Here is a 24,522-nt window from a genome sequence, read left to right as displayed (position 1 = left end):
GGAGGGCGGGCGGACAGGCCCCGGCATCGTCCATTCGTCGCGCCCGATACGGCTGACGGTCAGCGCAGGATGACGTCGGCCCCGTGTTTGTGCGCGCGAATTTCCGCTTCGCTCAGGCCGTTGATCTCATGCGGGAAGATCAGCCAGTCGTTGGTCTCGTGGACATAATAGTCGGGCTTCAGGTCGGTCACGTTGCGCGATGGTTTGAAATAGACGGTCGCGACCTTCACCTCGTCCGGGATGTTGTTGCGGCAGCGTTCTTTCAGCTCCTTCAGCACCGCACGGATCGAGCGGCCGGAATCGAACACGTCATCGATCAGCAGCAGGCGATCCTCGGGGTTGAGGACGTCGATCAGATAGCCGAGGCCGTAGATGCGGACCTGCGGGTCCTGCCGGTCGATGCCGGTATAGGAGGTGGTGCGGATCGCGATGTGATCGCTCTGGATACCGCGATATTCCAGCAGTTCCTGCACCGCGATGCCCACCGGCGCGCCCCCGCGCCAGATGCCGACGATATGGGTCGGCCGGAACCCCGAATCGAAGACGAGATTGGCGAGGCGAAAGGAATCCTCAAGCAGACGATCGGCGGACAGATAGACTTTGGTGACCACAAGACTTCCAGTATCGTTGCACGGTTGGCGCGCGCGAAAAATCCGTCCGAAACGCCGCGATCATATTGTCGGCCGTCCGCCGAAAGCGCAAGCGACCCGGTAGTTGCGAGACCTTTGCGAAGGTCGCAAACGTGGCCGAGACCTCGCCGTACCCCCGCGCAGGCGGGGGTCCAGAGCAAAGCAGAACAACGGCTTGTGCCTGGAACCCTTGACCCCCGCCTGCGCGGGGGTACGGCAGGGGGGCGGGATCGGTACTTCTGCAGAGGTTTCGCATTTGCAGAGACGCAGGAAGGAACCTGCCTAGTCGGCGGTCCGGGCAAAGGCGTCGAGGCTGGCGAGGTGGCCGGCGATCGCGGCATCGTCCATGAACGACCCGAGAAAGCTGTTGCGCGCCAGCGTCACGAGGTCCGCACGGGAGAGTTGCCGGGACCCGGCGACGGCGCGGTAGTTCGCGGCGACATAGCCGCCGAAATAGGCCGGATCATCCGAATTGATCGTCGCGCGCAGCCCGAGGGCGAGCATCCGGTCGATCGGATGATCCGCCATGTCCTTCACCACGCACAATTTGTGGTTGGATAGCGGGCAGACGGTCAGCGTCATCGCTTCGCGGGCGAGGCGGGCGGTCAGCAGCGGGTCTTCGAGCGCGCGATTGCCATGGTCGAGACGGTCGATCCGCAACAGGTCGAGCGCTTCATGGACATAAGCGGGCGGCCCTTCCTCGCCGGCATGGGCCACGCGCTTGAGACCGGCATCGCCGGCCGCCGCAAACACCCGCGCGAATTTCGACGGCGGATGGCCGACTTCCGAGGAATCGAGCCCGACGCCATCGATGCGGTCGAGCCACTTCTCCGCCTGCGCGAACGTGGCGAAGGCGGCGTCCTCGTCGAGGTGACGCAGGAAGCACAGGATCAGCTTCGACGTCAGGCCATGGCGTTCCTGCGCGCGGGTCATGCCGGCGAGCAGTCCCTCCATCACCACGTCGAACGGGATACCGCGATCGGTATGGGTTTGCGGATCGAAGAAGATTTCGGAATGCACCACGCCATCAGCCGCCGCCCGGTCGAAATAGGCGACCGCGAGGTCGTGGAAATCCTCGGCGGTGCGCAAGACGTCGGCACCGGCATAATAGATGTCGAGAAAGTCCTGCAGGTTGGAAAAGGCATAGGCGGCGCGGACCTCGTCCACCGAACGGAACGGGATGTCGACGTGGTTCCGCCGGGCAAGGTCGAACATCAGTTCCGGTTCGAGACTGCCCTCGATATGCAGATGCAGTTCGGCCTTGGGCAGGGCGGTGATGAAATCGTCATCGGTCATGCGGGCAGGCTCCATCGATTGCGCATCGTGGCGCGATGTCGCCCACCATGCGCAATCGCCGCCGCCGGCGATAGCCTCCCGACCCCAAATTCTGCCGGCGATCGGCCGGATGCGGCACCCCGGCGGCGAGCGATGCCTTTTCTCGATCGCTTCGTGCCAGAAACGGCGCTGGTGGCGGGCGGTTCGATGTCGATACCATGACCGTCATCGATCAGCGGACGGAGACCCACCCCATGCAATCGGCGACGACGGAGTTGCCCCTCGCGGGGAAAGGGCTGGCCGATGCGGCGTTCGTGCCGGCGGATGACCGGATGGCGGACGGCGTCGACGCGGTATTGCCCGCCCGGCGGCTGGTGCCGCTGGCGCTCCAGCACGTGCTGGTCATGTATGCCGGGGCGGTCGCCGTGCCGCTGGTGGTCGGTCGCGCGCTCGACCTGCCGCCCGCGCAATTGGGGCTGCTCATCAGCGCCGATCTGGTCGCCTGCGGCTTTGCCACGTTGATCCAGACGCTGGGCTTGCCCAGGGTCGGCATCCGCCTGCCGATCGTGATGGGGGTGACCTTTGCGTCGATCAGCCCGATGCTGGCGATGATCGCCACCGGCCATGCCGAAGGATCGCCGCCCGAGACGGTGCTGCGCGGTATCTACGGGGCGGTCATCATCGCCGGGCTGTTCGGGTTCCTGATCGCGCCGTTCGTCGGCCGGGTGTCGCGCCTGTTTCCGCCGGCGGTGACCGGGACGGTGATCCTGTCGATCGGATTGAGCCTGATGCGGGTCGGGATCAACTGGACGGCGGGCGGACAGCCGACCGATCCCGGATATGGCGCACCGGCGCATCTGCTGCTCGCGCTGCTGACGCTCGGCGTCGTGCTGTGCCTGATGCGGTTCGGGCATGGCCTGTTGCGCAGCGGTGCGGTGCTCGTCGGGACGGTCGCGGGGACGGTCGTTGCCGGGGCGATGGGGCATGTCGATCTGACGCCGGTCCGCGATGCGCCATGGTTCGCGCTGGTGCGTCCGTTCCAGTTCGGATGGCCGACCTTCGAAGTACCGGCGTCGATCGCGATGTGCCTCGTCATGATGACGGTGATGATCGAATCCTTCGGCATGTTCATGGCGGCGGGGCAGATGGTCGGGCGGCCGGTCGATCGCGGGCAGATGGTGCGCGGGCTGCGCGGCGACGCGGCGGGCACGCTGCTGGGCGGGGTGTTCAATACCTTTCCCTACACCTCGTTCGCGCAGAATATCGGGCTGTTGAGCATCACCGGCGTGCGGTCGCGCTTCGTTTGTGCAGGGGCGGGGGTCATCCTGCTCGCGCTCGGGCTATGCCCGAAGCTGGCGGCGCTGGTCGCGGCGGTGCCCTTGCCGGTGCTGGGCGGCGCGGCGCTGGTCATGTTCGGGATGATCGCGGCGACCGGCATTCGCATTCTGGGGTCGGTCGATCTGACCTTCGAACGGCTGGTCACCGTCGCGGTATCGATCGCCGTCGGGTTGATCCCGGTCTTGTCCGACCGGTTCTTTCAGGCGATGCCGACCGCGCTCGCGCCGTTGCTGCATTCGGGCATCGTGCTGGCGTCGATCAGCGCGGTCGGGCTCAATGCCTTTTTCAGCGGGCGGTCGAGTAGCGACGATCCGATGGCGTGACGATCAGGTGGCGCGGAGCCGCGCGATCGACCGGCGCGCGTCGGCGAGGATCGCGGACAGCGGCGCGCTGCGCAATTCGCCACCCGCTACGATGGTCCGCCCCTCGACGATCAGGTCGCGGACGCCGGCGGGCGGGCAGAGCACCAGCCCGGCCACCATGTCCCACGCGCCGGTATTCGACGCGCTCGCCACGTCCCACACCGCCAGATCCGCGCGCCGGCCGACGGTCAGTGCGCCGCAGTCGTCGCGTCCGAGCATCTCCGCCCCGCCGCGCGTCGCGAGCCGCAGCGCGGCGCGTGGGCATAAAGCGTCGGCACCGCCGACGACGCGCTGGAGCAGCAGCGCCTGCCGCGCCTCCTGCAACAGATTTCCGCTGTCGTTGGAGGCCGATCCGTCGACGCCCAGTCCCAGCGGCACGCCCGCCGCCAGCATCCGCTGTATCGGCGCGATCCCCGCGCCCAGTCGACAGTTCGAGCAGGGGCAGTGCGCGACACCGGTGCCGGTCGCGGCGAACAGCGCGATCTCGTCGGCGTCGAGCTTGACGCCGTGCGCCATCCACACGTCCGGCCCGGTCCAGCCCAGCCGTTCGGCATAGACGCCCGGCCGGCAGCCGAACCGTTCGAGCGAGAAGGCGACGTCGTCATCGTCCTCCGCCAGGTGGGTGTGCAGCATCACGCCCTTGTCGCGCGCGAGCAGTGCCGCGTCGCGCATCAGCCCCTCGCTGACCGAAAAGGGCGAACAGGGCGCGACGCCGATGCGGACCATCGCGCCGGGGGCGGGGTCGTGGAACCGGTCGATCACGCGGATGGTGTCGGCAAGGATCGCGGGTTCGCGCTCGACCAGCGCGTCGGGCGGCAGGCCGCCGGCGCTTTCGCCGACGCTCATGCTGCCGCGGGTGGCATGGAAGCGCAGGCCGATATCGGCGGCAGCGGCGATCGTGTCGTCGAGGGTGACGCCGTTCGGGAAGAGATAGAGATGGTCGCTGCTGAGCGTGCAGCCCGACAGCGCCAGTTCGGCGAGGCCCAGTCGGGTCGCGGCATGGACGTCGTCGGGGCGATAGCGCGCCCAGATCGGGTAGAGCCGTCGCAGCCAGCCGAACAGCGAGGCATCGGTCGCGCCGGGCACCGCGCGGGTCAGCGACTGGAACAGGTGATGGTGCGTGTTGACCAGCCCCGGCGTGACGACGCAGTCGCGCGCGTCGATCGTCCGGTCGGCGCGCTGTCGTAGCGGTGCCAGATCGGCGGTCGCGCCGATGGCGGTGATGACCCCGTCCTGCCACGCGACCGCGCCGTCGGCGATCTCGCGACCGTCATCGTCCATGGTGACGAGCATGGCGGCCGAATGCAGGACGGTCAGGGTCATGTCGGTAGCGTCATTTGGGCGGCGTCTTGCCGTAGCGATCCCAATGGGCGAGCAATTCGGTCACCACCTTGTCGCCGACGCGGTACAGGCTTTCGACCGATGCGTTGAGACCGGCATAGCCTTCGTTCTCGCGCAGCAGATAGTCGGCGGCGGTGACGCCGGGCGGCGGCAGGGTATAGTTGCTGCCGGTGCGCAGGACGAGGACGCGATCCTTGTCGACCCGCCGGATCCGCGACAGATACTCGATCGCCTGCAGCGTCCCGGTTTCCTCCATCGCGCTGGTCACGAACTGCCCCTTGGCTCCCGTGAAATAGCGGGTGTGGTCGTTGGCCCAGCGATTGAGCAGGCTCCCATGCCAGAAGGTCATCGCCGAGAACTGGTCGCCGATCAGCACGAAGGGCGGCTTTCGCGCATTGGGATGGTCGGTATAGCGCGCGCGTTCGCGGGCGATGCCCGGATCGTCGGGCAACGCCACGTCGCGGGTCAACCGATAGGCCCACTCGGTCAGGTCGGGGTTGAGCGCGAAAACCTCACCGCCATCGGTGCGCGGCGGGGCGGGATCGTCCGGCCCCTTGCGATCGAGCGGGAAGTAGCCGCTTTTCCAGTCCTTCGGAATCTCGCGCGCGTCGATCTCATGCGCCAGATCGCCGTCGACGACATAGCGTGCCCATGCCGCCGAACCGATCGAGGCATCCTCCGGATCGATGCCGGCGATGCCCGCGACCAGCCAATAGGCACGCGACAGGTCGAGCCGGGTGTCGAGGCCGAGCGCGGTGATCGCCGCCGCCGACCGTACCGATCCGACCCCGGTGACGACGCCCAGTATCTGGGTGTCCGGGTTGTAGTACAGGTCGTGAAAGCCGTGGGGGAAGGGAATGCGCTGGTGCAGATTGCGCCGCGTTTTCCACAACTGGAACTCGCCGGCGGTGTCGCCTTCGTCCTTGCCGATTTCGAACATGGTCACGACGACCATCCGCACCGGCAGTGGCCGGGCGCATGGGGCGGCGATGGCGCAGAGCGGCGCGGTGACGGCGGGCTGCGCGGCGGGCGCGGCCGGTGCGGGCAAAGCGGGCGCGGCCGTGGCAAGCAACAGGCCGGTGACGAAAGCGTGCATGATCGATACTCCGGCGGGCGGGGAGGGAGCGCTCGGCCCCTCCCCGGAAACGCCATCAGAATTTATAGACGGCGGACGCGAGGAAGCTGCGCGGACGTTCCGGCAGGACGATGGTGCTGCCGAACAATTCGGTGAAGTTCGCGCGGAAATAGCGGGCATTGGTCGCGTTCTTGACGACCCCGCGGAACAGCCACGGGCCGGTCTGGTACGAACTCGACAGGTCGAGCAGCGTATAGCCGGGCAGGCGCACCGCCTGCGACTGACCCGAAAACACCGAATCGACCTTCACCAGACTGCCGCTGAACGACAGGCCGTTGTCGAAGCCATAGGTCGCCGTCGCCGAATAGAGATTGGCGGGAATGCCGGCGCGTCGCGCGTCGCTGCGGCTGTTGATCGGAACCAGTCCGATCGGTTGCCCACCCAGATGCAGCGTCGGGTTGGTGACGTTGACCAGATCGTCGATGCCGAAGAAGCTGAACAGCGATCCGTTTTCCAGCCCGGTCAGGTTGACCACTTCGGTATGGGTATAGGCGGCGGTGACGAGCAGATGACGGTCGACCGCCCAGCGCGTTTCCGCTTCCACGCCCTTCGTCTCGACCGCCTGGTTGACGGTGATCGACTGGATGTTGAAGTCGGTCCGGTTCTGTTTGTAGACCGACAGCGCGGCATAGAGCGTGTCGTTCAGCCAGCTTCCCTTCACGCCGCCTTCGTACAGGCGCGAGGTCGACATGAAGCCCGATGCCACGGCTTCGGGAAGGACTTCGGCACCCTGACCGACGACGATCGTCGACTGCTGTGACGCGGTCGCATAGGGGATGATGCCGAACGGCAGCTTGTACGACGCGCTCGCGGTCCACGACCAGCCATCGTCGCTGCCCTTTGCCGAATTGAGGGTCGGCACCCGGTCCATCACCGACGCGTCGTAGCGCGACGATGCGTCGACCTTGTCATAGCGTCCGCCCAGCAGCAGATCGAGCCCGAAGGCGAAGTCGAGGTCGAACAGCCCGGCGATGCCATAGTCGGTGGTGTGGCCGACGACCCGGTCGGTATAGCCGCAATTGCATTCGTTCGCGAGCAGCCGGTTCGATGCGGGGGTGTACCCCTGGGTCAGGTCGACACGGTGAAAATATTCGAAGTCGAAATCGTCGCCATAGTCGAAATTGACGTAGCGGATCGAAGGCGACACCTGTGCCGAGAATTTGCCGACGCTCGTCTCGATCGATTTGGCGACGACGATCTTGTCTTCAATGACATAGGATTTTACCCGCTGGGAAAAGCCATAATCATTGTTGTTGATGTTGTGCGTATTGTCGAAGAACAGCTGGTTCTTGACCGTCAGATTGTCGGCACCATCGTAGGTGACGTCGTAATAGAGCGTCGTCTGCTTGTTGGTCAGCTTGTCGTTCACGCCGGTCAGCACGTCGCGGCGGCTGAGCTTGGTGGTGCCGGTGTTGACGAGGTTGAGCTGCGGATAGGTCTGGGTGAAGCAGGCGTCGGTAAAGCCGCTGGCGAACGGGCTGAAACTGCTGTTCGGGCAGGTGAAGTTGCCAAAGATCGACAGGCCGCCGGGGATCGACGCGTTGATTTCCCCCTGCGAAATCTGGCCGTCACCGCTGGTGTCGAGCGGTTTGGCCGTGCCGGTGATGTAGGTGCCGTCATCGACCAGCTGCTGGGTCAGGCGGTTCCAGCCACCATTTTGCTGCCCTTTGAAATTCTGGTACTGGCCGCCGAATTCGATGCGGATACGGTCGGTCAGTTGATGGTCGAACGAGCCCTGCAAAATCGTCTGCTTCGTCGACATGTTGCGGTAATAGCTGCCCGAATCCTCGATCTCGGCATACAGGCTGTAGCCGAGATCGGCACCGAGAATGCGGGCGGGCCCGCGCACTTCGGCGCGCAGATTGTTGCGGTCCCAGCTGCCGCCGGTGTAGCTGACCTCACCGCGCGGCGCGCCGAGCAACGCCCCGCCCGCCACCCGCGCCGATTTGGGCACGAAGTTCAGGTAACCGCCGGTCTTGGACGGGCCATAGATGGGCGAGGCGGGGCCGCGGACGATATCGATCCGGTCGGCCGCGGCGATCGGCGTCGGATAGTTGCCGGCATTGTCGAGCCTGCGGACGCCGCGGAAATAGGTTTCGCCCGGCGTGCCGCGGATGTCGAGCGCGCCGCCGACCCCGAAAAAGGAGTTGGTGAAGGTGCCGGGTGACTGCGCGACCAGATCATAGATGTCGGTGATACCGAAGCGTTCGATCTGTTCGTCGCTGATCGTCGAGGCGGAGCGCGGCGTTTCGACCAGCGTCTTGTCGAAGCCGAAGACCGATCCGACGTCCTTGACCGGCAGCGCGTTGAGCGATCCGGTGACGACGATTTCGTTGCCGTCCTGCGGCTCGGCCTCGGCAGAGGTTGTGGTCGCCGCTATTTCCTGCGCCTGTGCCGGCGTGGCGAGTGCCGTCCCGCACAGCAGCGACAGGAGCAGCGCGGCGCCGGTGCGACGCGTCGATTTCGGATCGTTGCGGACGATGGATACCGAACGAGCAAGCATGGTCATGGTCAGCCCCCCTATGACGTCCGATCGGTTCCCCCGGACCGGTCCGTCGCTGTTGTTCCCCGCCTCTCCCGGCATGTGCGCGGCGTTGTCCGCCGTCGTCGCCAGCCCGTTTCGAACGGGCAGCCAGACGGCGACCGCGTCACAATTCTGACTTCATAATTGACGTACGGGGGGCGATCGTTGCATTCAAACGCAATGATGACGACGATCCGTTGCAAAAATTAGCGCATGCCGGCCCTATCGCGGTTCATCCGGTATTTCATGGCGGTGGGGCGGCTCGGGTCGATCCGGCGCGCCGCCGATGAACTGTCGGTATCGGCGTCGGCGATCGACCGGCAGATCCTGAATGCCGAAGCGCGACTGGGCGTGCAGTTGTTCGAACGCCTGCCGACCGGTCTGCGGCTGACGGCGGCGGGCGAGGTCATGATGTCGGCGGGCGGACGCTGGCAAAAGCAGCTGGGCGACACGCTGTCGCAGATCGAGGATCTACGCGGGCTGAAGCGCGGTCATGTCGACATCGCGGTGATCGATGCGCTGGCAAAGGGGTATATGCCCGCTGCGATCCATGCGATCCAGCAAAGCCATCCGGGCATCACCATCGGCGTGCAGGTGCTGGGCAACGAGCAGGTGCGCCGTGCGATCGCGGCCAACGACGTCGATTTCGGCATCCTGTTCGACCCGCAATCCTATCGCGAGCTGACGGTTCGCGCCTTTGTCGATGTCGTGCTGGGGGTCGTCTCGCCGCCCGACCATCCGCTGGCGCAGCGGTCGGACGTTCGGTTCTCGGACTGCGACGGTGAGTCCGTGATCCTCCCCGCCGCCCCGCTGGCGGTGCATCAGCAGGTGGACATACTGCAGGCGACGTCGGGTGTCTCGCTCCATCGCCGGGCGACGTCCGACAATATCCAGATGATCGCCTCGCTGATTCAGGAGGGGGGAAGCGTAGGCATCCTCACCTCGCTGGACGTGTCGACCGAGGTGCGTGCGGGCACGCTAGCTTTCACCCGCATCGTCGACAAGGTGCTGCGCCCGATGACGCTGGCGCTGTGCACTGCGACCGCACGTACCCCGTCCTATGCCGCCACGATGGTGTTGCGCGAGATCGAGGCGGGGTTCACCCAGTTCGCCTATATCCCGCCGGCGTAGGGCCGATCGGCGTTCGGGAAGGTTTCGACTTCTCCCTCCCTTGTCAGGGAGGGGAGAAGTTTGCTGGCCTGACAGCGGAAGGTCGATCGGTCCTAGCGCACGGCAGGACGGGACAACAGTCGCAGCATCATCGCTTCCAGACGGGCGGGGTCGATCGTGCGGATCACCTCGGCGCGCTGTTCGCCGACGCCCGGTTGATAGCCGGCGCTCCACGACAGCATGTCGCCGTAATTCGGCCCGAACTGCGTGTCGTAATCGACGAAGGCGGTGTCGCGCCCGGTGACGATGGTCGGGTCGAGCCAGACGCCGGCGGCGATTTCGTCCCACAGCGGAAAGCCGGGTTCGAGCGCGGCGATCCATGCGGCGACGGCGGGCGGCGACACGCCCCGCAGCCGGGCGATCAGCGCGGGCGTCAGCTCGGTCGCGGTCGACGGATCGGCGGGGATGATCGTGATATGCCGCCACGGGCTGCGCGAGACGATGCTGGCCGCTTCGGGATCGAAGCGCGCGTTGAATTCGCGGCGCGGGGAGTGGAGGAATTCGCGGGCGAACTGGCTCGCCGAAACGCTGTCGCGCACCTGCCGGGGGTTCAGGCTGCCGCCCATATAGACCAGCTCCTTCGCAAGGCCGGCAAAGGCGGGGTCGAGCCGCTGGGCCAGCGCGAGGTTGGTGAGCGGTCCCATGGCGATGATCGTCACCTGCCCCGGATGTTCCCGAACCATCCGCAACAGGAAATTGGCGGCGATTTCGGGCGAGGGGCGGGTGGTCGGATTGCCGCCGGGCAGGTCGACCGGATCGTCGGCGCGGAAATAGGGCGGGGTGCTTTGCCGGGTCGGTTCGACCCATTGCCGCATCCATGCACCTTTCCACGTCAGCTTGCCGTACAGGCTTTCCCAACGCTGCGTCAGCACCTCGGAATTGACCAGCGGATAGGTCGCGCCTTGCATGACCGGGACGGTCCGCCCCATCCGCTCGACGCCTTTCAGCGCCATCGCCGTCGCGCGATTGGCCCAGACGTTGCCGGTCACGGTCGTAATGCCGAGCACCTCGACATCGGGGGCGTCGAGCAGCATCGCATGGGCGAGGCCGAAACCTTCGTCGTCGATGATGACGAGGCGACGTGCCGGTTGCGCCTGCGCGGGCATCGCCGCCGCCAGCAAAAGGATCAGGCCCCACAAGAATTTGCGCATCAACCCGTCCCCCGATCCCAGGCGCATTCGCCCATTACATAGGTCCGTCGCACGGTGCGGTCGTCGCCCAGCACCTGCATCGCGAACAGCCGTGCCGCGAGATCGGCCCCGGCGGTTCGCCGCGCGAGCAGCGGCGTGGCGGCGTCGTCGAGCACGACGAAATCGGCCTCCTGTCCCGGCAGCAGCGCGCCGACCCGGTCGGCGATGCCGAGCAGCGCCGCGCTGCCCCCGGTCGCCAGATAGAGGGCGCGGAACGGATCGAGCCGCATCTCGCGGGCGAGTGCGGCCTGATAGGCGACGCCGGCGGTGTGCAGCATCGAAAAGGACGTGCCGGCGCCGATATCGCTGCCAAGACCCAGCCGCATCCGGTGCGCGTCAGCCTGCCCAAAATCGAAGAACCCCGATCCGAGGAAGAGATTCGAGGTCGGGCAGACCGCGATTCCCGCGCCGGTTTCGGCGATCCGCGCGCAGCTGCGATCGGTCAGGTGGATGCCGTGCGCGAACACCGACCGGGGACCGACCAGCCCGAACCGGTCATAGACGTCGAGATAGTCGTGGGTTTGCGGGAAGCGTTCGGCGACGGCGGCGCATTCGTATCTGTTTTCGGCGAGATGGGTGTGGAGCAGGACATCCGGGTTGGCGTCCAGCACGGCGGCGGCCTGTCGCAGCTGTTCGTCGGACGAGGTCAGCGCGAAGCGCGGCGTCACGGCATAGCCCAGCCGCCCGCGCCCGCGCCACCGCCGGATCAGCGCCTCGCTGTCGGTGCGCGCCGCTTCGGACGTATCGCGCAGGCCATCGGGGCCGAGGTCCATCAGCACCTTGCCCGACACGACCCGCATCCGCCGGTCGAGCGCCGCGTCGAACAACGCGTCGACCGATGCGGGGTGGACGGTCGGGAACACGAGCGCACTGGTGGTGCCGTTGCGCAGCAGCTCGGTCAGGAACGCGTCGGCGACGGCTGCGGCGTGCACCGGATCGGCGAAGGCCATTTCGGCGGGAAAGATATGGCGTTCGAGCCAGTCGAGCAGCTGTTCGCCGTGCGATGCGATCCGGTCCATCTGCGGATAATGGACATGCGCGTCGACGAAGCCGGGGACGACGATGCCGGGCAGGCGTTCGACCGGCAGGCCGGCGAAGCGCGATGCCAGTGCCGCATGATCGCCACGGGCGACGACCAGCCCGTCCTCGACCACCAGAAGCCCATCGGGTTCGTGCCGGATCGCGCCGGGATCGTCACGGGGATCGGTCGAAACCGACAGCAGTTCGGCGCGGAAGAGGCGGAGGGTCATGGATACTCCGGCGTGATGCGCGCGTCGGCGGTGCCGAGGGTGAGAAGCTGGGCGAGGAGCGACAGGGCGATGACGTCCGGCTCCTTGCCGGGGATCGTGGTCAGCCCGATCGGACAGGTGAGCCGCGCGCGGGCGTCGGCCGATATCCCTTCGCGGGTCAGCCGGGCGAAGAACCGGGCGCGCTTGGTCGCCGAGCCGATCAGCCCGACATAGGCGAGCGGGGGACGCCGCAGCGCGGCGCTGGTCAGCGCATAGTCGAGCGCGTGGTCGTGCGTCAGGATCACGACCGCCGCGTCGTCGGGCGCGTCGGACAGGCAGGTCGGCAGGCGATCCGCGTCGACGACCGTCACGCCCGGTGTATCGGCCAGCTCCGTTCGGCTGTCGAACCATGCGAGCCGCAGCGGAAGGCCGGCGGTCCGGCGGGCGATCGCCTGTCCGACATGGCCGGCCCCGAACAGGTACAGCGGCCGCTGCCACGCGCCGGGCCGTTCGGACCATGTCGCGCCCGCCGCAGGACGCTCGCCACGGGCCGATAGCGGGACGATCGCCGCCGTCGGATCGGGCGCGCGCGCAATGTTTCCGACGTGCAGCGTCGTGGTCAGCGTCGTACCGGTCGCCGCCGCATCGATCCAGTCGCGCGCCGCGGGAACGACCCGCTCGATCAGCAGTCGCACCCGCCCGCCACAACATTGGCCGAGCAGGGGGCCGAGCGGATAATCCTGCACCCGCCAGCTGCCCGGTGGGTGAGCGAGGATCGCGCGTGCCTGCTCGATCGCCTGATGCTCCAGCGCGCCGCCGCCGATCGTGTCGAACGAGGCCGCTGCGTCGACCGCCATCCGCGTGCCCGCACCGCGCGGGGCCGATCCTTCGGTGGCGAGAATGGTGACCAGCGCGACCGGTTCCTCCGGCGCGGCACGGCGCAGGCGCGCGATCCAGTCGCCGGTCATGCGCGATGCGCGGCGATCGCGCGCAGGATCGCCTCGGGCGTGGCGGGCGCATCGAGCGGGGGAAAGGCGCGCCGATCGGGGACGGTCGCCGCCACCGCTTCGCCCAGCGCCGACAGGACGCACTGGGCCAGCATGAACGGCGGTTCGCCGACCGCTTTCGACCGGTTGATCGTCGGTTCGACATTCTCCCCGTCCCACAGCGCGATCGACAGGCGGTCGGGACGGTCGGCGGCGGTCGGGATCTTGTAGGTCGCGGGCGAATGGGTCAGCAACCGGCCGTCGTCGGCGAACACCAGTTCTTCGGTCGTCAGCCAGCCCTGTCCCTGTACGAACCCGCCCTCGATCTGCCCCAGATCGATCGCGGGGTTGAGCGACCGGCCGACGTCGTGGAGGATGTCGACTGCCAGCACGCGATGCTCGCCGGTCAGCGTGTCGACCACCACTTCGGCACAGGCCGCGCCATAGGCGAAATAGTAAAAGGGGCGGCCGCGATGGGCGGCGCGGTCATAGGCGATGTGCGGCGTGGCATAGAAGCCGGTCGACGACAGCGACACGCGCGCCAGATGCGCCTTGCGACACAGGGTGGCGAAGGGGATCGTCTCGACCCCCGCGACGATCCCCGCCGCGGTGAAGCGCACGGTGTCGGGTTCGCAGCTGCCGATCGATGCGGCGACCCCCGCCAGCCGGTCGCGGATCGTGCGCGCGGCCTCGAACGCCGCCATGCCGTTCAGGTCCGCCCCCGACGATGCGGCGGTGGCAGAGGTATTGGGTACCTTGTCGGTGCGCGTTGCGGTGATGCGGATGGCGCTGGCGGAAACGGCGAACACGTCGGCCACGACCTGCGCGACCTTGATATACAGGCCTTGCCCCATTTCGGTGCCGCCATGGTTCACCTGAATGCTGCCATCGGCATAGACGTGCACCAGCGCCCCGGCCTGATTGAGATGGGTCGTCGTGAAGCTGATCCCGAATTTCACCGGGGCCAGCGCAATCCCCTTTTTCAGGACGCGGTGGCGCGCGTTGAAGGCGCGGACGGCGGCTCGGCGGGCGTCATAGTCGCTGTCGCGGCGCAGCCGTGCGATCAGCGCGGGCGCGATATTGTCGGTGATCGTCATGCCATAGGGCGTGACGTCACGCCCCGGCCCGTACAGGTTGGCGGTGCGCACATCGAGCGGGTCGCGCGCCAGCGACGCGGCGACGACATCGACGACGCGCTCGATCGCCAGCATCCCCTGCGGCCCGCCGAAACCGCGAAAGGCGGTGGCCGAGACGGTGTGGGTCTTCAGCCGTTCCGACAGGATTTCGACTGCCGGCAGCCAATAGCTGTTGTCGGCGTGGAACATGGCGCGATCGTTGATCGCCGGCGACAGGTCGACCGTCGCGCCGCACCGCGACGCCAGCCGCAGGCTGAGGCCGAGAATATGGCCATCGTCGTCGAAGCCGACATCGTAATCGACGGTGAAGTCGTGGCGCTTGCCGGTCAGCACCATGTCGTCGTCGCGGTCGCAGCAGAATTTTGCGGGCCGACCGGTCTTCGTCGCGACCAGCGCGGCGGCGGCGGCGAAGGGCGCGGCCTGCGTTTCCTTGCCGCCGAACGCGCCGCCCATGCGGCGGACCTCGACCGTCACATCCGCCGACGTGACGCCGAGCAGATCGGCGACCAGATGCTGCACTTCGCTGGGATGCTGGGTCGAGCTGGCGATATGGACCTGTCCGTCCTCGCCCGGTCGAGCGAGCGCGATCTGGCCCTCCAGATAGAAATGATCCTGTCCGCCCATCGCGAAGCTGCCCGAGCGACGATGCGGTGCGGTATCGAGCGCGGCGGCGGCATCACCCCGCGCCATGCGCTGGGTCGGTTCGATCCGCGATGCGGCGGCGCGGGCGTCGGCGATGGTCAGCAGCGCGGGGCGGGGGGCGTATTCGATCCTGCCGAGCCTGGCCGCCCGCCTCGCCGCACCCCGGCTGGTCGCCGCCACCAGAAACACCGGCTGGCCGCGATACAGCACCTCGCCATCGGCGAGCAGCCGGTCGTCATGCGCGACCGGGCTGACGTCGTTGTGGCCCGGTATGTCCGCTGCGGTGAAGACCGCGACGACGCCGGGCGCGGTGCGCACCGCCGACAGGTCGATCGCGACGATCGCGGCATGGGTCTCGGTCGACTGGCCGAAGGCGAGGTGCAGCAGATCGGCGGCTTCGGGCTCGTCGTCGATATAGCGTGCGGTCCCGGTGACGTGCAGCTGCGCGCTGTCATGCGGCAGCGACGGCTTCACGTCCGATCGGACCGGGGACGGCGCGGCGCGGTCGGCCATCACAGCACCTCCCGGACCGAAACCGGTTCGCCCTGTTCGCGGTGCCACAGACGCCACAGCAGATTGCCCGCGGCTTCCTGTCGATAGGCGGCGCTACCGCGGACATCGGTCAGCGGCGCGAAATCTTCGCGGAGCGCCGCGACGGCGCGGGCGATGGTGGCTTCGGCGAAGGGCGCACCGGTCAACGTCGCCTCGCACGCCGGCGCGCGGCGCGGGGTCGCGGCCATCCCGCCAAACGCAACCAGCGCTTCGGCGATGACCCCATCACGCAACGTCAGATGGAACGCGCCGCACACCGCCGAAATATCGCTGTCGAACCGGCGCGACAGCTTGGCGATGTGGACGATCGCGTCGGGGGCGGGGCGGGGGATGTGGATACGCTCGACGAACTCGCCGGGTGCGCGGTCCTGTTTGCCATAAGCGAGGAAATAATCCTCCAGCGCCAGCGTCCGTCGCTGATCGCCCCGGCGCAGGACCAGCGTCGCGCCAAGCGCGATCAGCGCGGGCGGACCGTCGCCGATCGGCGAGCCATTGGCGATATTGCCGCCGATCGTGCCGGCATTGCGCACCTGCAACCCGCCGATCCGCCGTACCAACTCGCCGAGATCGGGATGGAGGCGGGCAAGCACGTCATGCGCTTCCGCATAGCGGACCGCCGCGCCCAGCGTGACCCCGGCGGCATCTTCGGTGATCGCGCGCAGTTCGGGCACGTCGCCGATGAACACCGGCACGTCGATGTCGCGCAGTCCCTTCGTCACCCACAGCCCGACGTCGGTGGCCCCGGCGATCAGCCGGGCATGGGGGTGTTCGATCAGCAGCGCGGCGAGATCGTCGGTCGATCGCGGGGCGAACCATGTCGGCCGCGCTTCCGGTGCATCCATCGCCGCAAGACCGCGCAGCGCGGCGGCCAGTTGCCGGTCGTCGCGATCGATCTGCGGCACCGCACGCGCGGCGTCGAGGATCGGGCCATAGCCGGTACACCGGCACAGATTGCCCGCGATCACATCGGCGACGGGCAGGTCGTGCCCCGCCGCCCCGACGGCGCGACCATAAAGCGACATGACGAATCCCGGCGTGCAGAAGCCGCATTGCGAGCTGCCGTTGCGCGCCATGCACGACTGGAGCGCGGTCGGCGCGCCGCCCTGCGACAGGCTCTCGACGGTCATCACCGCCTTGCCGTCGATCATCGGCAGGAACAGGATACAGGCATTCACCGCCCGCCACGCGACGCCGTCGTCGACCGGCTCCCCGACCAGCACGGTGCAGGCCCCGCAATCGCCCTCGGCACAGCCTTCCTTCGTTCCGGTACGGCGCAGGCGATAGCGCAGGTGATCGAGCAGCGTCGCGGTCGGGGCGGCATCGACGATCTCGACGATCGTATCGTCGAGGAGGAAGCGGACCGTCATGACCTCACGCCGCCCCCATCCATGCGAAGCGCGCGATGAAGAGCGCGGCGAGCAGGAACAGGAACCAGTCGGCGCGCGTCGCCTGTCCGCGCATCGCCTTCAGCACGGCATGGGCGGTGATGCCGAACGCCAGCCCGTTGGCGATGGAGAAGGTCAGCGGAATCATCGCCACGGTCAGGAATGCCGGGATCGCCGCCAGCGGATCGTCCCACTGCACCTCGACCAGCGGCAGCAGCATCAGGCCGCCGACGACGATCAGCGCCGGAGCGGTCGCGGCCAGCGGCACCAGTTGCGCGTAGGGGGCGACGAACATGGTCAGCAGGAACAGGATGCCGGTGACGACCGCGGTCAGGCCGGTGCGCCCGCCCGCCTGTACGCCCGCCGCGCTTTCGACATAGCTGGTGACGGTGCTGGTACCCGCCACCGCGCCGACCATGGTCGCTACCGCATCGGTCAGCAGGATGCGGTTCAGCCGGGGAATGCGGCCGGCCGCGTCGATCAGCCCGGCGCGCTTGGTCACCGCGACCAGCGTGCCGATATTGTCGAACAGGTCGACGAACAGGAACACGAACAGGATTTCGAAGAGGCCGAGCCCGTGCCGCCCCCCTGCGCCGAACACGCCGGCCAGATCGATCTGAAACGCGGTCTGGGTCAACATGGTCAGGCTATAGGGTTCGGGAGCCATGGTGACCTGCCCGGCCATCCACGCGACGGCGGTCGTAATGACGACTCCGATCAGCATTGCGCCGCGCACGTTCCAGATGCTCAGCACCGCGATCACCAGCAGGCCGAGCAGCGCGAGCAGCGCGCCCGGCGCGGTCAGCGGGCCGAGCGCGACGAGGGTCGCAGGGCTGGCGACGACGATGCCGGCGTTGCGAAACCCGATAAAGCCGATGAACAGGCCGATCCCGCCCGCCACCGCCGCGAACAGATGCGGTGGGATGACCGAGACGATCAGCTGTCGCACACCGGTCAGCGTCAGGATAAGAAAGCAGAAGCCCGAGATGAAGACGCAGCCGAGCGCGACCGGCCATGGAATGCCCATCTGCTGCACGACGGTGAAGCTGAAATAGGCGTTCAGACCCATGCCCGGCGCGAGGGCCAGCGGCACGTTGGCGACCGTCCCCATCAGGATCGAGGCGAAGGCGGCGGCGAAGCAGGTGGCAGCGGCGACCGCCGCCACCGGCATCCCGGCCTGTCCGAGGATCGCCGGATTGACCAGCACGATATAGGCCATGGTCAGGAAGGTGGTGGTGCCCGCCAGCACTTCGGTCCGGACCGAGGTCCCGCGTCCGGTCAGGTCGAACCGGCGCTCCAACATGGTCGCTGCCGGTGTTTCCGTCGCTACCGTCTGTGTCATCTCATTCCCCGACCGCCCTGCGCCTGTCATGCCAGCGGGTAGCCGCCCGATCTACATCAATGATCGGCATTCCGCGTTGCAAAAATGAGCGCACCATCCAGCTCGTGCGTTCGTCCGGGCGAGCGTTTTACGGCAACGCGACGTCCCGGATATTGCGATGGGCGCGCCACGATCCGTCCCATAGACAGGCGGCAAGGGGGCCTGCGCCACGACCGGCGGGCATCATCAAAGGGGGAATGACGATGAACGCCCGTTGGAATGACGGCCGCATCCGCGCGTGCTTCGGCGCGGTACAGGCGGGATGGATGCTCGCGGCGGCGATGCTGTGCGGTGCCGCCGCGCCGCGCGATGCGGCGACGCCCGAAGCGCGGACCGCCGCGTATCTCGACCGGATCGCCGACAGTCCGCCACGGCTGCGCATGTTCCTGCAGACCATGCCCAAAGGGGGCGATCTGCACAATCACGCCGGCGGCGCGATCTATGCCGAGGATATGCTCGGCTGGGCGGCGGCGGAGGGGCTGTGCCTGTCGATCGATCCGGCGGGGATGGCACCGCCGCCGTGCGACGCGCCCGGCCGGGTCGCGGCGGCGGATCTGGCGCGGGACTATCCGCGCTATGCCGCGTTCGTCGACGCCTTCTCGACGCGCGGTTTCGAGGGCGGCACCGGCGATCCGCGCGTGTCGGGCTATGATCGCTTCTTCTCCACCTTCGGCGCGTTCTGGCCGATCGCCGCGCGCCATGGCGGCAAGGTGATGGCGGTCAGCCGCCAGCAGGCCGCCGCCGACAATCTGTCCTATGCCGAATTGAGCACCGGTTCGGCGGCGACGCAGCCGTTGCTGGCGAAGGTCGGCGATGGCGACGTGCGTGACCTGGCGGCGCTGTACGCGCGGATCGCGCCCGAATTGCCCGACGCGGTGCGGACGACGCGCAAGGAATATGACGGCTATGATGCGGAAATGGCGGCGATCGACGGCTGCGCCACGCCCGCGCCCAAGCCCGCCTGCGCGACCGAAATCCGTTATCAATATGCCGCGATCCGGACCCGGCCGCCGGCACAGGTCTTTGCCGAACTGGCGCTGGGCTTCGCGCTGGTTGAGGCCGATCCGCGCTTCGTCGCGGTCAACATCGTCGCGCCCGAACATGACCCGGTCGCGCTGCGCGACTATGCGCTGCACATGCGGATGCTGCGGTTCCTGAAGGAACGCTATCCCGCCGTGCCGCTGTCGCTGCATGCCGGTGAACTGACACTGGGGCTGGTGCCGCCGCGCGATCTGGCATTCCATATCCATGATGCGGTGACGGTCGCCGGCGCGCGGCGGATCGGGCACGGGATCGACATTTCCTACGAAACCAATGCCCGCGCGCTGTTAGCGCGGATGGCGCGTGACCGGGTGGCGGTGGAAATCAATCTGACCAGTAACGCTGTGATCCTGGGGGTGAAGGGACGCGACCATCCGCTGTCGCTCTATCGGCAGGCGGGGGTGCCGGTCGTGCTGTCGACCGACGACGAAGGCGTTTCGCGCAGCGACATGACCAACGAATATCTGCGCGCGGTGACCGAGCAGAACCTGCGCTACCGCGATCTGAAGCAGATTGCCCGCGATTCGCTCCATTATGCGTTCCTGTCGGGCAACAGCCTCTGGCAGGATCGGGCGGGCGGTTCCCGCGTGCCGGCGTGCCGGCTTCTCGATTCCGACGCCTGCCGCACCTTTACCGCCACCCATGCGAAGGCGCGTCTCGAAGCGCGGCTGGAGCGCGACTTCGACCGGTTCGAGCGTCAGCGGTTCGACTGATCCCGCCGGCAACTGGAGTGCGCGAAAAATGCGCGCACTCGAAGCGCAATATTGTGCTTCCGATACGCGATTCGTCACCGCTACCAAGGGGGCGCGCTGCGGTCCGGTGCGGCACGCGATAGGAGAATGTGGCATGACCCCGGCAACCGACGACGAACGGCGACTTGCCCTGCTGCTGGCCGATCGCCTCGGGTTGACGATCCCTCCGGCGGCGCTGGACGGCGTTGTCGCCAACCAGCGGTTGCTGGCTCGGCATCATGCGGCCGTGCGCGAGGATGCGCGATGAGTGACGCCGGCACGGCGACCGCGATCGCCGCCGATGTCCGCGCGGGGCGGCGGTCCGCCCATGCGGTAGCGATCGAAACGCTCGACCGCATCGCGCGTCACGACCGGCTGAACGCCGCCACCCGGCTGTTGCGGGAGCGGGCGCTGGCGGACGCGGCGCGGGTCGATGCCGCCGTTGCCGCCGGGCGCGATCCCGGACCGCTGGCCGGCGTCCCCTTTGCGGTAAAGGACCTGTTCGACGTTGCCGGCGAGCCGACCACGGCCGGCGCACGGCAGCTGGCGACTGCTCCTGCCGCGACGTGCGATGCACCGGTCGTCGCGCGGCTGTGCGCGGCGGGGGCCGTGCTGGTCGCGACGACCAACATGGACGAATTCGCCTATGGATTTTCGACCGAGAACGCGCATTTCGGCATCACCCGCAACCCGCACGACCTCGACCGGCTGGCGGGCGGATCGTCGGGCGGATCGGCGGCGCTGGTCGGGGCCGGGCTGGTGCCGCTGGCGCTGGGATCGGACACCAACGGATCGATCCGCGTACCGGCGAGCCTGTGCGGCATTTACGGCCTGCGTCCGACCTTTGGCGCGGTGCCGGTCGACGGGGTCTATCCCTTTGTCGAGCGGCTCGACACCGTCGGCTATTTCGTGCGGTCGGTTCAGGATCTTGCCATTGCCCATGCGGTGATGGCCGGCACGGTACCGGCATCGGACCAGATCGAGCGCATACGCGTCGCGGTGCTCGGCGGATGGTTCGCGACGCGCGCCGATGCCGCGATCTTTGCCGGGATCGATCGCATCGCCCGCCATTTGCGCGCTGGGCCGGCGGTCGTGCTGCCGTCCGCCGCCGCTGCGCGGTCGGCCGGTTTCGTGCTGACGGGGGCCGAGGGGGGACATCGCCATCTGCCGGCGCTGCGCCGCGATGCGATGGCGTTCGATCCGGTCACGCGCGACCGGCTGATCGCCGGGGCGCTCCAGCCGGTCGCCGCCGTCCGCGAGGCCGAAGCGGTCGCCGATCGCTTTGCCGGCGAAGTCGCCGACGCGCTGGCCGGGCACGACTTGTTGCTGGCCCCCGCAACGCCGATGGCCGCACCGCGGACCGATGCGACGACGGTCGTGATCGACGGCGAAACGCTGTCCGCGCGGGCCGATCTGGGCCTGCATACCCAACCGCTGAGCATTGCCGGCGTGCCGATCCTGTCGGTGCCGCTGCGCCAGCGCGACGGCGCGATGCCGATCGGCGTGCAACTGATCGCCGCGCGGGGACGCGAAGCGTTGTTGTTCGACACGGCGGCGGCGTTGGTCGCGGCCGGGCTGGTCGCCTGTACGCCGGCACCGCGATGGGCGCAGGCCGCATGACGCGCGCGACGCCCCGGTCGCTGCGCGGCATGGTCAGCGCGCCGCATCATCTGGCGGCGCAGGCCGGGCGCGACGTGCTGGCCGATGGCGGCAGCGCGGTCGAGGCGGCGGTGGCGACCGCCGCGTGCCTTGCCGTCGTCTATCCGCACATGACCGGCATCGGCGGCGACGGCTTCTGGCTGGTCGCCGAACCGGACGGGCGCAACTGGGCGATCGACGGCAGCGGCGCGGCGGCGATGGCGGCGGACCGTTCCCTGTACCAGGACCATGCGACGATCCCGTGGCGCGGACCGCTGGCGGCGAACACCGTGGCGGGGACGATCGCGGGATGGCGGGCGGCACTGGCTGAGAGCGATACCTCGCTGCCGCTGGATCGGCTGCTGCGCGATGCGATCCACCATGCGCGGGCCGGGGTGGTCGTCACCGCCGGTGGCGCGCAGATCGCCGCCACCGTGTCGGATGCGCTGCGCGACCTCCGCGGCGACTATGCCCGCATCTTCGAAGCCGAAGGCCGGCCGCTGATCGAAGGCGACCTGTTGCGGCAACCGGCGCTGGCGACGACGCTGGAACGACTGGCGCGCGACGGGCTGGACGGTTTCTATCGTGGCGAACTGGCACAGGCGATCGCCGAAGATCTCGTGCGGCTCGGCAGTCCGCTGGTGGCCGCGGACCTTGCGGCGTTCGATGCGCGGCCGGTGGAGCCGCTGTCGGTGGCGATCACCGGTGCGCGGCTGCTGAACCTGCCGCCGCCGACGCAGGGCGTCGCGTCGCTGCTGATCCTCGCGCTGTTCGGCCGGATGCGGGACGTCGAGTGCGACGGGTTCGACCATGTCCACCGGTTGGTGGAGGCGACGAAACAGGCATTTCGCTGGCGCGATGCGCATGTCGGCGATCCGGCGACGATGGCGCAGGATGCGCAGGCGCTGCTGGGCGATGCCGCCGCGATCGACCGGATGGCCGGTGCGATCGACATCGGGCGGGCGGCACCATGGCCGCATCCGCCGGCGCTGGGCGACACCACATGGTTCGGCGCGGCGGATGCGCGGGGTCAGGTCGTCAGCTGTATCCAGAGCACCTATTTCGAATTCGGGTCGGGCATCGTGCTGCCGCAGACCGGCATCGTCTGGCAGAATCGGGGATGCTCGTTCGCGCTCTACGGAGATGGTCCCAATCGACTGCGGCCCGGCGCGCGGCCGTTCCATACGCTCAATCCGGCGCTGGCGCGGTTCGACGATGGTCGCGTCATGGCCTATGGCACGATGGGCGGCGAGGGGCAGCCGCAGACGCAGGCGGCGGTCTTCACCCGCCACGCGCTGTTCGGTCAGCCGTTGCAGGCGGCGGTGGATGCGCCGCGCTGGCTTTTGGGCCGGACATGGGGCGATCAGAGCACGACGCTGAAGATCGAGGCGGGGTTCGATCCGGCGCTGTACGAACGACTGGCGGCGGCGGGCCATGCGGTCGAGCGCGTGCCGGCGTGGTCGTCGATGATGGGCCATGCCGGGGCGATCGTGCGCCACCCCGGCGGCATGATCGAGGGGGCGACCGATCCGCGCAGCGACGGGATGGTGGCGACATGGTGATCGCATCCGGCGCCCGGGCGGCGGCACGCTGTCTCGACCTGTCGCGCGCGCCCTATAGCGACAGTGCGGACCGGTTGTTCCGCGGCTGGCTGACCCCGGCCTATCGCGCGACGATCGATCGGGTCGGGGCATGGATGGAAGCGGCGGGCATGACCGTGCGCCGCGACGCCGCGATCAATCTGATCGGTCGCTATGAAGGCACGCGCCCGGACGCGCCGGCGCTGGTGATCGGCAGCCACCTCGACAGCGTGCGCGACGGTGGTGCCTATGACGGGCCGCTCGGCGTCATGCTCGGCATCGAATGCGTCGCCGCGCTCCATGCCGAAGGACGTCGCCTGCCGTTCGCGATCGAGGTGATCGGCTTCGGCGACGAGGAAGGATCGCGCTTCCCGGCCGCAATGCTCGGCAGCCGTGCGGTGGCGGGAACGCTGACGCCGGGTGCCGCCGACATGGCCGATGCGGCGGGGATCGGCGTCGACGCGGCGCTCCGTGAGTTCGGGAGCGAAGCGGCGGCGCTGGCCTCTGCACGCCGGGCACCGGGCACCATGCTCGCCTATCTCGAAACGCATATCGAACAGGGGCCGGTGCTGGAGGCGGAAGGGCTGGCGCTGGGCACCGTTACCGGCATTGCCGCGCAACTGCGCCTCGCAGTGACGGTCGGCGGGGTGGCGGGACATGCCGGCACGGTGACGATGCAACTGCGCCGTGACGCGATGGCCGCCGCCGCGCGGATGGTGTCGGCCATCGAGGATATCGCGGTCGCCGACGCGTCCGATCTGGTCGCGACGGTCGGACGGATCGAGGTCGCGCCGGGGGCGGCGAACGTCATCGCGGGCGAGGTGCGCTTCACCGTCGATATCCGCGCGGGCGCCACCGACCGCCGCGACCGGGCGGCCGCCGCGATCGGGACGGCGATGGACGCGATCGCCGGGGAACGGGGCGTGTCGATCACCGTGGCGACGATCCACGACCTGCCGCCATGCCCGTGCGACCCGAAGCTGATGGACCTGCTCGACGCCGCTATCGTCGCCACCGGGCAACCGTCGCGGCGGTTGATGTCGGGGGCGGGGCATGACGCGATGGCGATGGTCGCGCTGGGGCCGGTGGCGATGTTGTTCGTGCGCTGCGCCGGCGGGATCAGCCATCATCCGGCCGAACATGTCGATCCGGCCGACGCCGACGCCGCCTTCGCCGCGATGCGCGGCTTCATCGACCGATTGGGAGAAGACTATCGTGACGCCTGACCTGTTCGGCGAGATCGACCCGCCGCAGCGG

The 24,522-nt window shown here is 68.3% G+C and carries 18 protein-coding genes; 7 read left to right on the top strand and 11 right to left on the bottom strand.

What is annotated here, in order from left to right; all coding sequences use genetic code 11:
- Positions 1–59 precede the first annotated feature (59 nt).
- Positions 60–611, bottom strand: a complete 552-nt coding sequence (locus tag ASE50_RS06510; RefSeq protein WP_055998110.1) for a phosphoribosyltransferase — start codon at positions 609–611, stop codon at positions 60–62.
- Between the two features lie 300 nt (positions 612–911).
- Complete coding sequence (locus ASE50_RS06505) at positions 912–1,925, bottom strand: adenosine deaminase (RefSeq protein ID WP_056397347.1); 1,014 nt, start codon at positions 1,923–1,925, stop codon at positions 912–914.
- Between the two features lie 197 nt (positions 1,926–2,122).
- Here ASE50_RS06505 and ASE50_RS06500 point away from each other — a divergent pair, with 197 nt between their 5' ends.
- Positions 2,123–3,565: a nucleobase:cation symporter-2 family protein gene (locus ASE50_RS06500; protein ID WP_200909516.1), complete on the top strand. Its 1,443-nt coding sequence runs from the start codon at positions 2,123–2,125 to the stop codon at positions 3,563–3,565.
- Positions 3,566–3,568: 3 nt separating this feature from the next.
- On the opposite strand, the gene ASE50_RS06495 is transcribed toward ASE50_RS06500, so the two are convergent.
- Genes ASE50_RS06495 through ASE50_RS06485 form a run of 3 tightly spaced genes read right to left on the bottom strand, consistent with a single transcriptional unit; the run spans position 3,569 to position 8,589 of the window.
- Positions 3,569–4,927, bottom strand: a complete 1,359-nt coding sequence (locus ASE50_RS06495; protein WP_056397343.1) for an 8-oxoguanine deaminase — start codon at positions 4,925–4,927, stop codon at positions 3,569–3,571.
- A 10-nt stretch (positions 4,928–4,937) separates the two neighbouring features.
- Entirely contained in the window at positions 4,938–6,041 is a 1,104-nt protein-coding gene (locus tag ASE50_RS06490) for a purine nucleoside permease (protein ID WP_082438850.1), read from the bottom strand.
- Positions 6,042–6,096: 55 nt separating this feature from the next.
- A complete protein-coding gene (locus tag ASE50_RS06485; protein WP_082438849.1) occupies positions 6,097–8,589 on the bottom strand; it encodes a TonB-dependent siderophore receptor in 2,493 nt (830 codons plus the stop codon).
- Positions 8,590–8,817: 228 nt separating this feature from the next.
- Between ASE50_RS06485 and ASE50_RS06480 the strand changes: the two genes are divergently transcribed.
- Positions 8,818–9,735, top strand: a complete 918-nt coding sequence (locus ASE50_RS06480) for a LysR family transcriptional regulator (protein WP_056397339.1) — start codon at positions 8,818–8,820, stop codon at positions 9,733–9,735.
- A 92-nt stretch (positions 9,736–9,827) separates the two neighbouring features.
- Here the strand turns inward: ASE50_RS06480 and ASE50_RS06475 are convergent, their stop codons facing one another.
- The 6 genes from ASE50_RS06475 to ASE50_RS06450 are packed head-to-tail and all read right to left on the bottom strand — an operon-like array spanning position 9,828 to position 18,236.
- Positions 9,828–10,925 (bottom strand): nucleoside hydrolase, encoded by a 1,098-nt coding sequence (locus ASE50_RS06475; RefSeq protein WP_056397335.1) that lies wholly within the window; start codon positions 10,923–10,925, stop codon positions 9,828–9,830.
- Positions 10,925–12,214, bottom strand: coding sequence for a guanine deaminase (gene guaD / locus ASE50_RS06470; protein WP_056397331.1), 1,290 nt, complete (start codon positions 12,212–12,214; stop codon positions 10,925–10,927). The genes ASE50_RS06475 and guaD overlap by 1 nt, the downstream gene beginning before the upstream one ends.
- On the bottom strand, positions 12,211–13,161 hold the full coding sequence (gene xdhC / locus ASE50_RS06465) for a xanthine dehydrogenase accessory protein XdhC (RefSeq protein WP_056397329.1): 951 nt from the start codon (positions 13,159–13,161) through the stop codon (positions 12,211–12,213). The genes guaD and xdhC overlap by 4 nt, the downstream gene beginning before the upstream one ends.
- Positions 13,158–15,470 carry a xanthine dehydrogenase molybdopterin binding subunit gene (xdhB, locus tag ASE50_RS06460; RefSeq protein ID WP_056397326.1) on the bottom strand — a complete coding sequence of 771 codons (2,313 nt, stop codon included), beginning with the start codon at positions 15,468–15,470 and terminating at the stop codon, positions 13,158–13,160. Before xdhB ends, xdhC begins: the two co-directional genes overlap by 4 nt.
- Positions 15,470–16,876, bottom strand: a complete 1,407-nt coding sequence (gene xdhA, locus ASE50_RS06455; protein ID WP_056397323.1) for a xanthine dehydrogenase small subunit — start codon at positions 16,874–16,876, stop codon at positions 15,470–15,472. Before xdhA ends, xdhB begins: the two co-directional genes overlap by 1 nt.
- 4 nt (positions 16,877–16,880) lie before the next feature.
- Positions 16,881–18,236, bottom strand: coding sequence for an NCS2 family permease (locus tag ASE50_RS06450; RefSeq protein ID WP_056397320.1), 1,356 nt, complete (start codon positions 18,234–18,236; stop codon positions 16,881–16,883).
- Between the two features lie 242 nt (positions 18,237–18,478).
- Here ASE50_RS06450 and ASE50_RS06445 point away from each other — a divergent pair, with 242 nt between their 5' ends.
- From ASE50_RS06445 to ASE50_RS06430, 5 genes are all read left to right on the top strand, one after another.
- Positions 18,479–20,029, top strand: coding sequence for an adenosine deaminase family protein (locus ASE50_RS06445; RefSeq protein WP_082438867.1), 1,551 nt, complete (start codon positions 18,479–18,481; stop codon positions 20,027–20,029).
- Positions 20,030–20,162: 133 nt separating this feature from the next.
- Positions 20,163–20,315, top strand: coding sequence for a hypothetical protein (locus ASE50_RS18705; protein ID WP_156347409.1), 153 nt, complete (start codon positions 20,163–20,165; stop codon positions 20,313–20,315).
- Positions 20,312–21,667 (top strand): AtzE family amidohydrolase, encoded by a 1,356-nt coding sequence (locus tag ASE50_RS06440; RefSeq protein ID WP_056397317.1) that lies wholly within the window; start codon positions 20,312–20,314, stop codon positions 21,665–21,667. The genes ASE50_RS18705 and ASE50_RS06440 overlap by 4 nt, the downstream gene beginning before the upstream one ends.
- Entirely contained in the window at positions 21,664–23,247 is a 1,584-nt protein-coding gene (locus tag ASE50_RS06435; protein ID WP_056397315.1) for a gamma-glutamyltransferase family protein, read from the top strand. Before ASE50_RS06440 ends, ASE50_RS06435 begins: the two co-directional genes overlap by 4 nt.
- On the top strand, positions 23,241–24,491 hold the full coding sequence (locus tag ASE50_RS06430) for an allantoate amidohydrolase (RefSeq protein WP_056397312.1): 1,251 nt from the start codon (positions 23,241–23,243) through the stop codon (positions 24,489–24,491). Before ASE50_RS06435 ends, ASE50_RS06430 begins: the two co-directional genes overlap by 7 nt.
- The last annotated feature ends 31 nt before the right edge of the window (positions 24,492–24,522 follow it).

It is taken from the genome of Sphingomonas sp. Leaf5, assembly GCF_001421155.1.
Classification (GTDB): Bacteria; Pseudomonadota; Alphaproteobacteria; order Sphingomonadales; family Sphingomonadaceae; genus Sphingomonas.
This window is presented reverse-complemented; position numbering and strand designations above follow the sequence as displayed.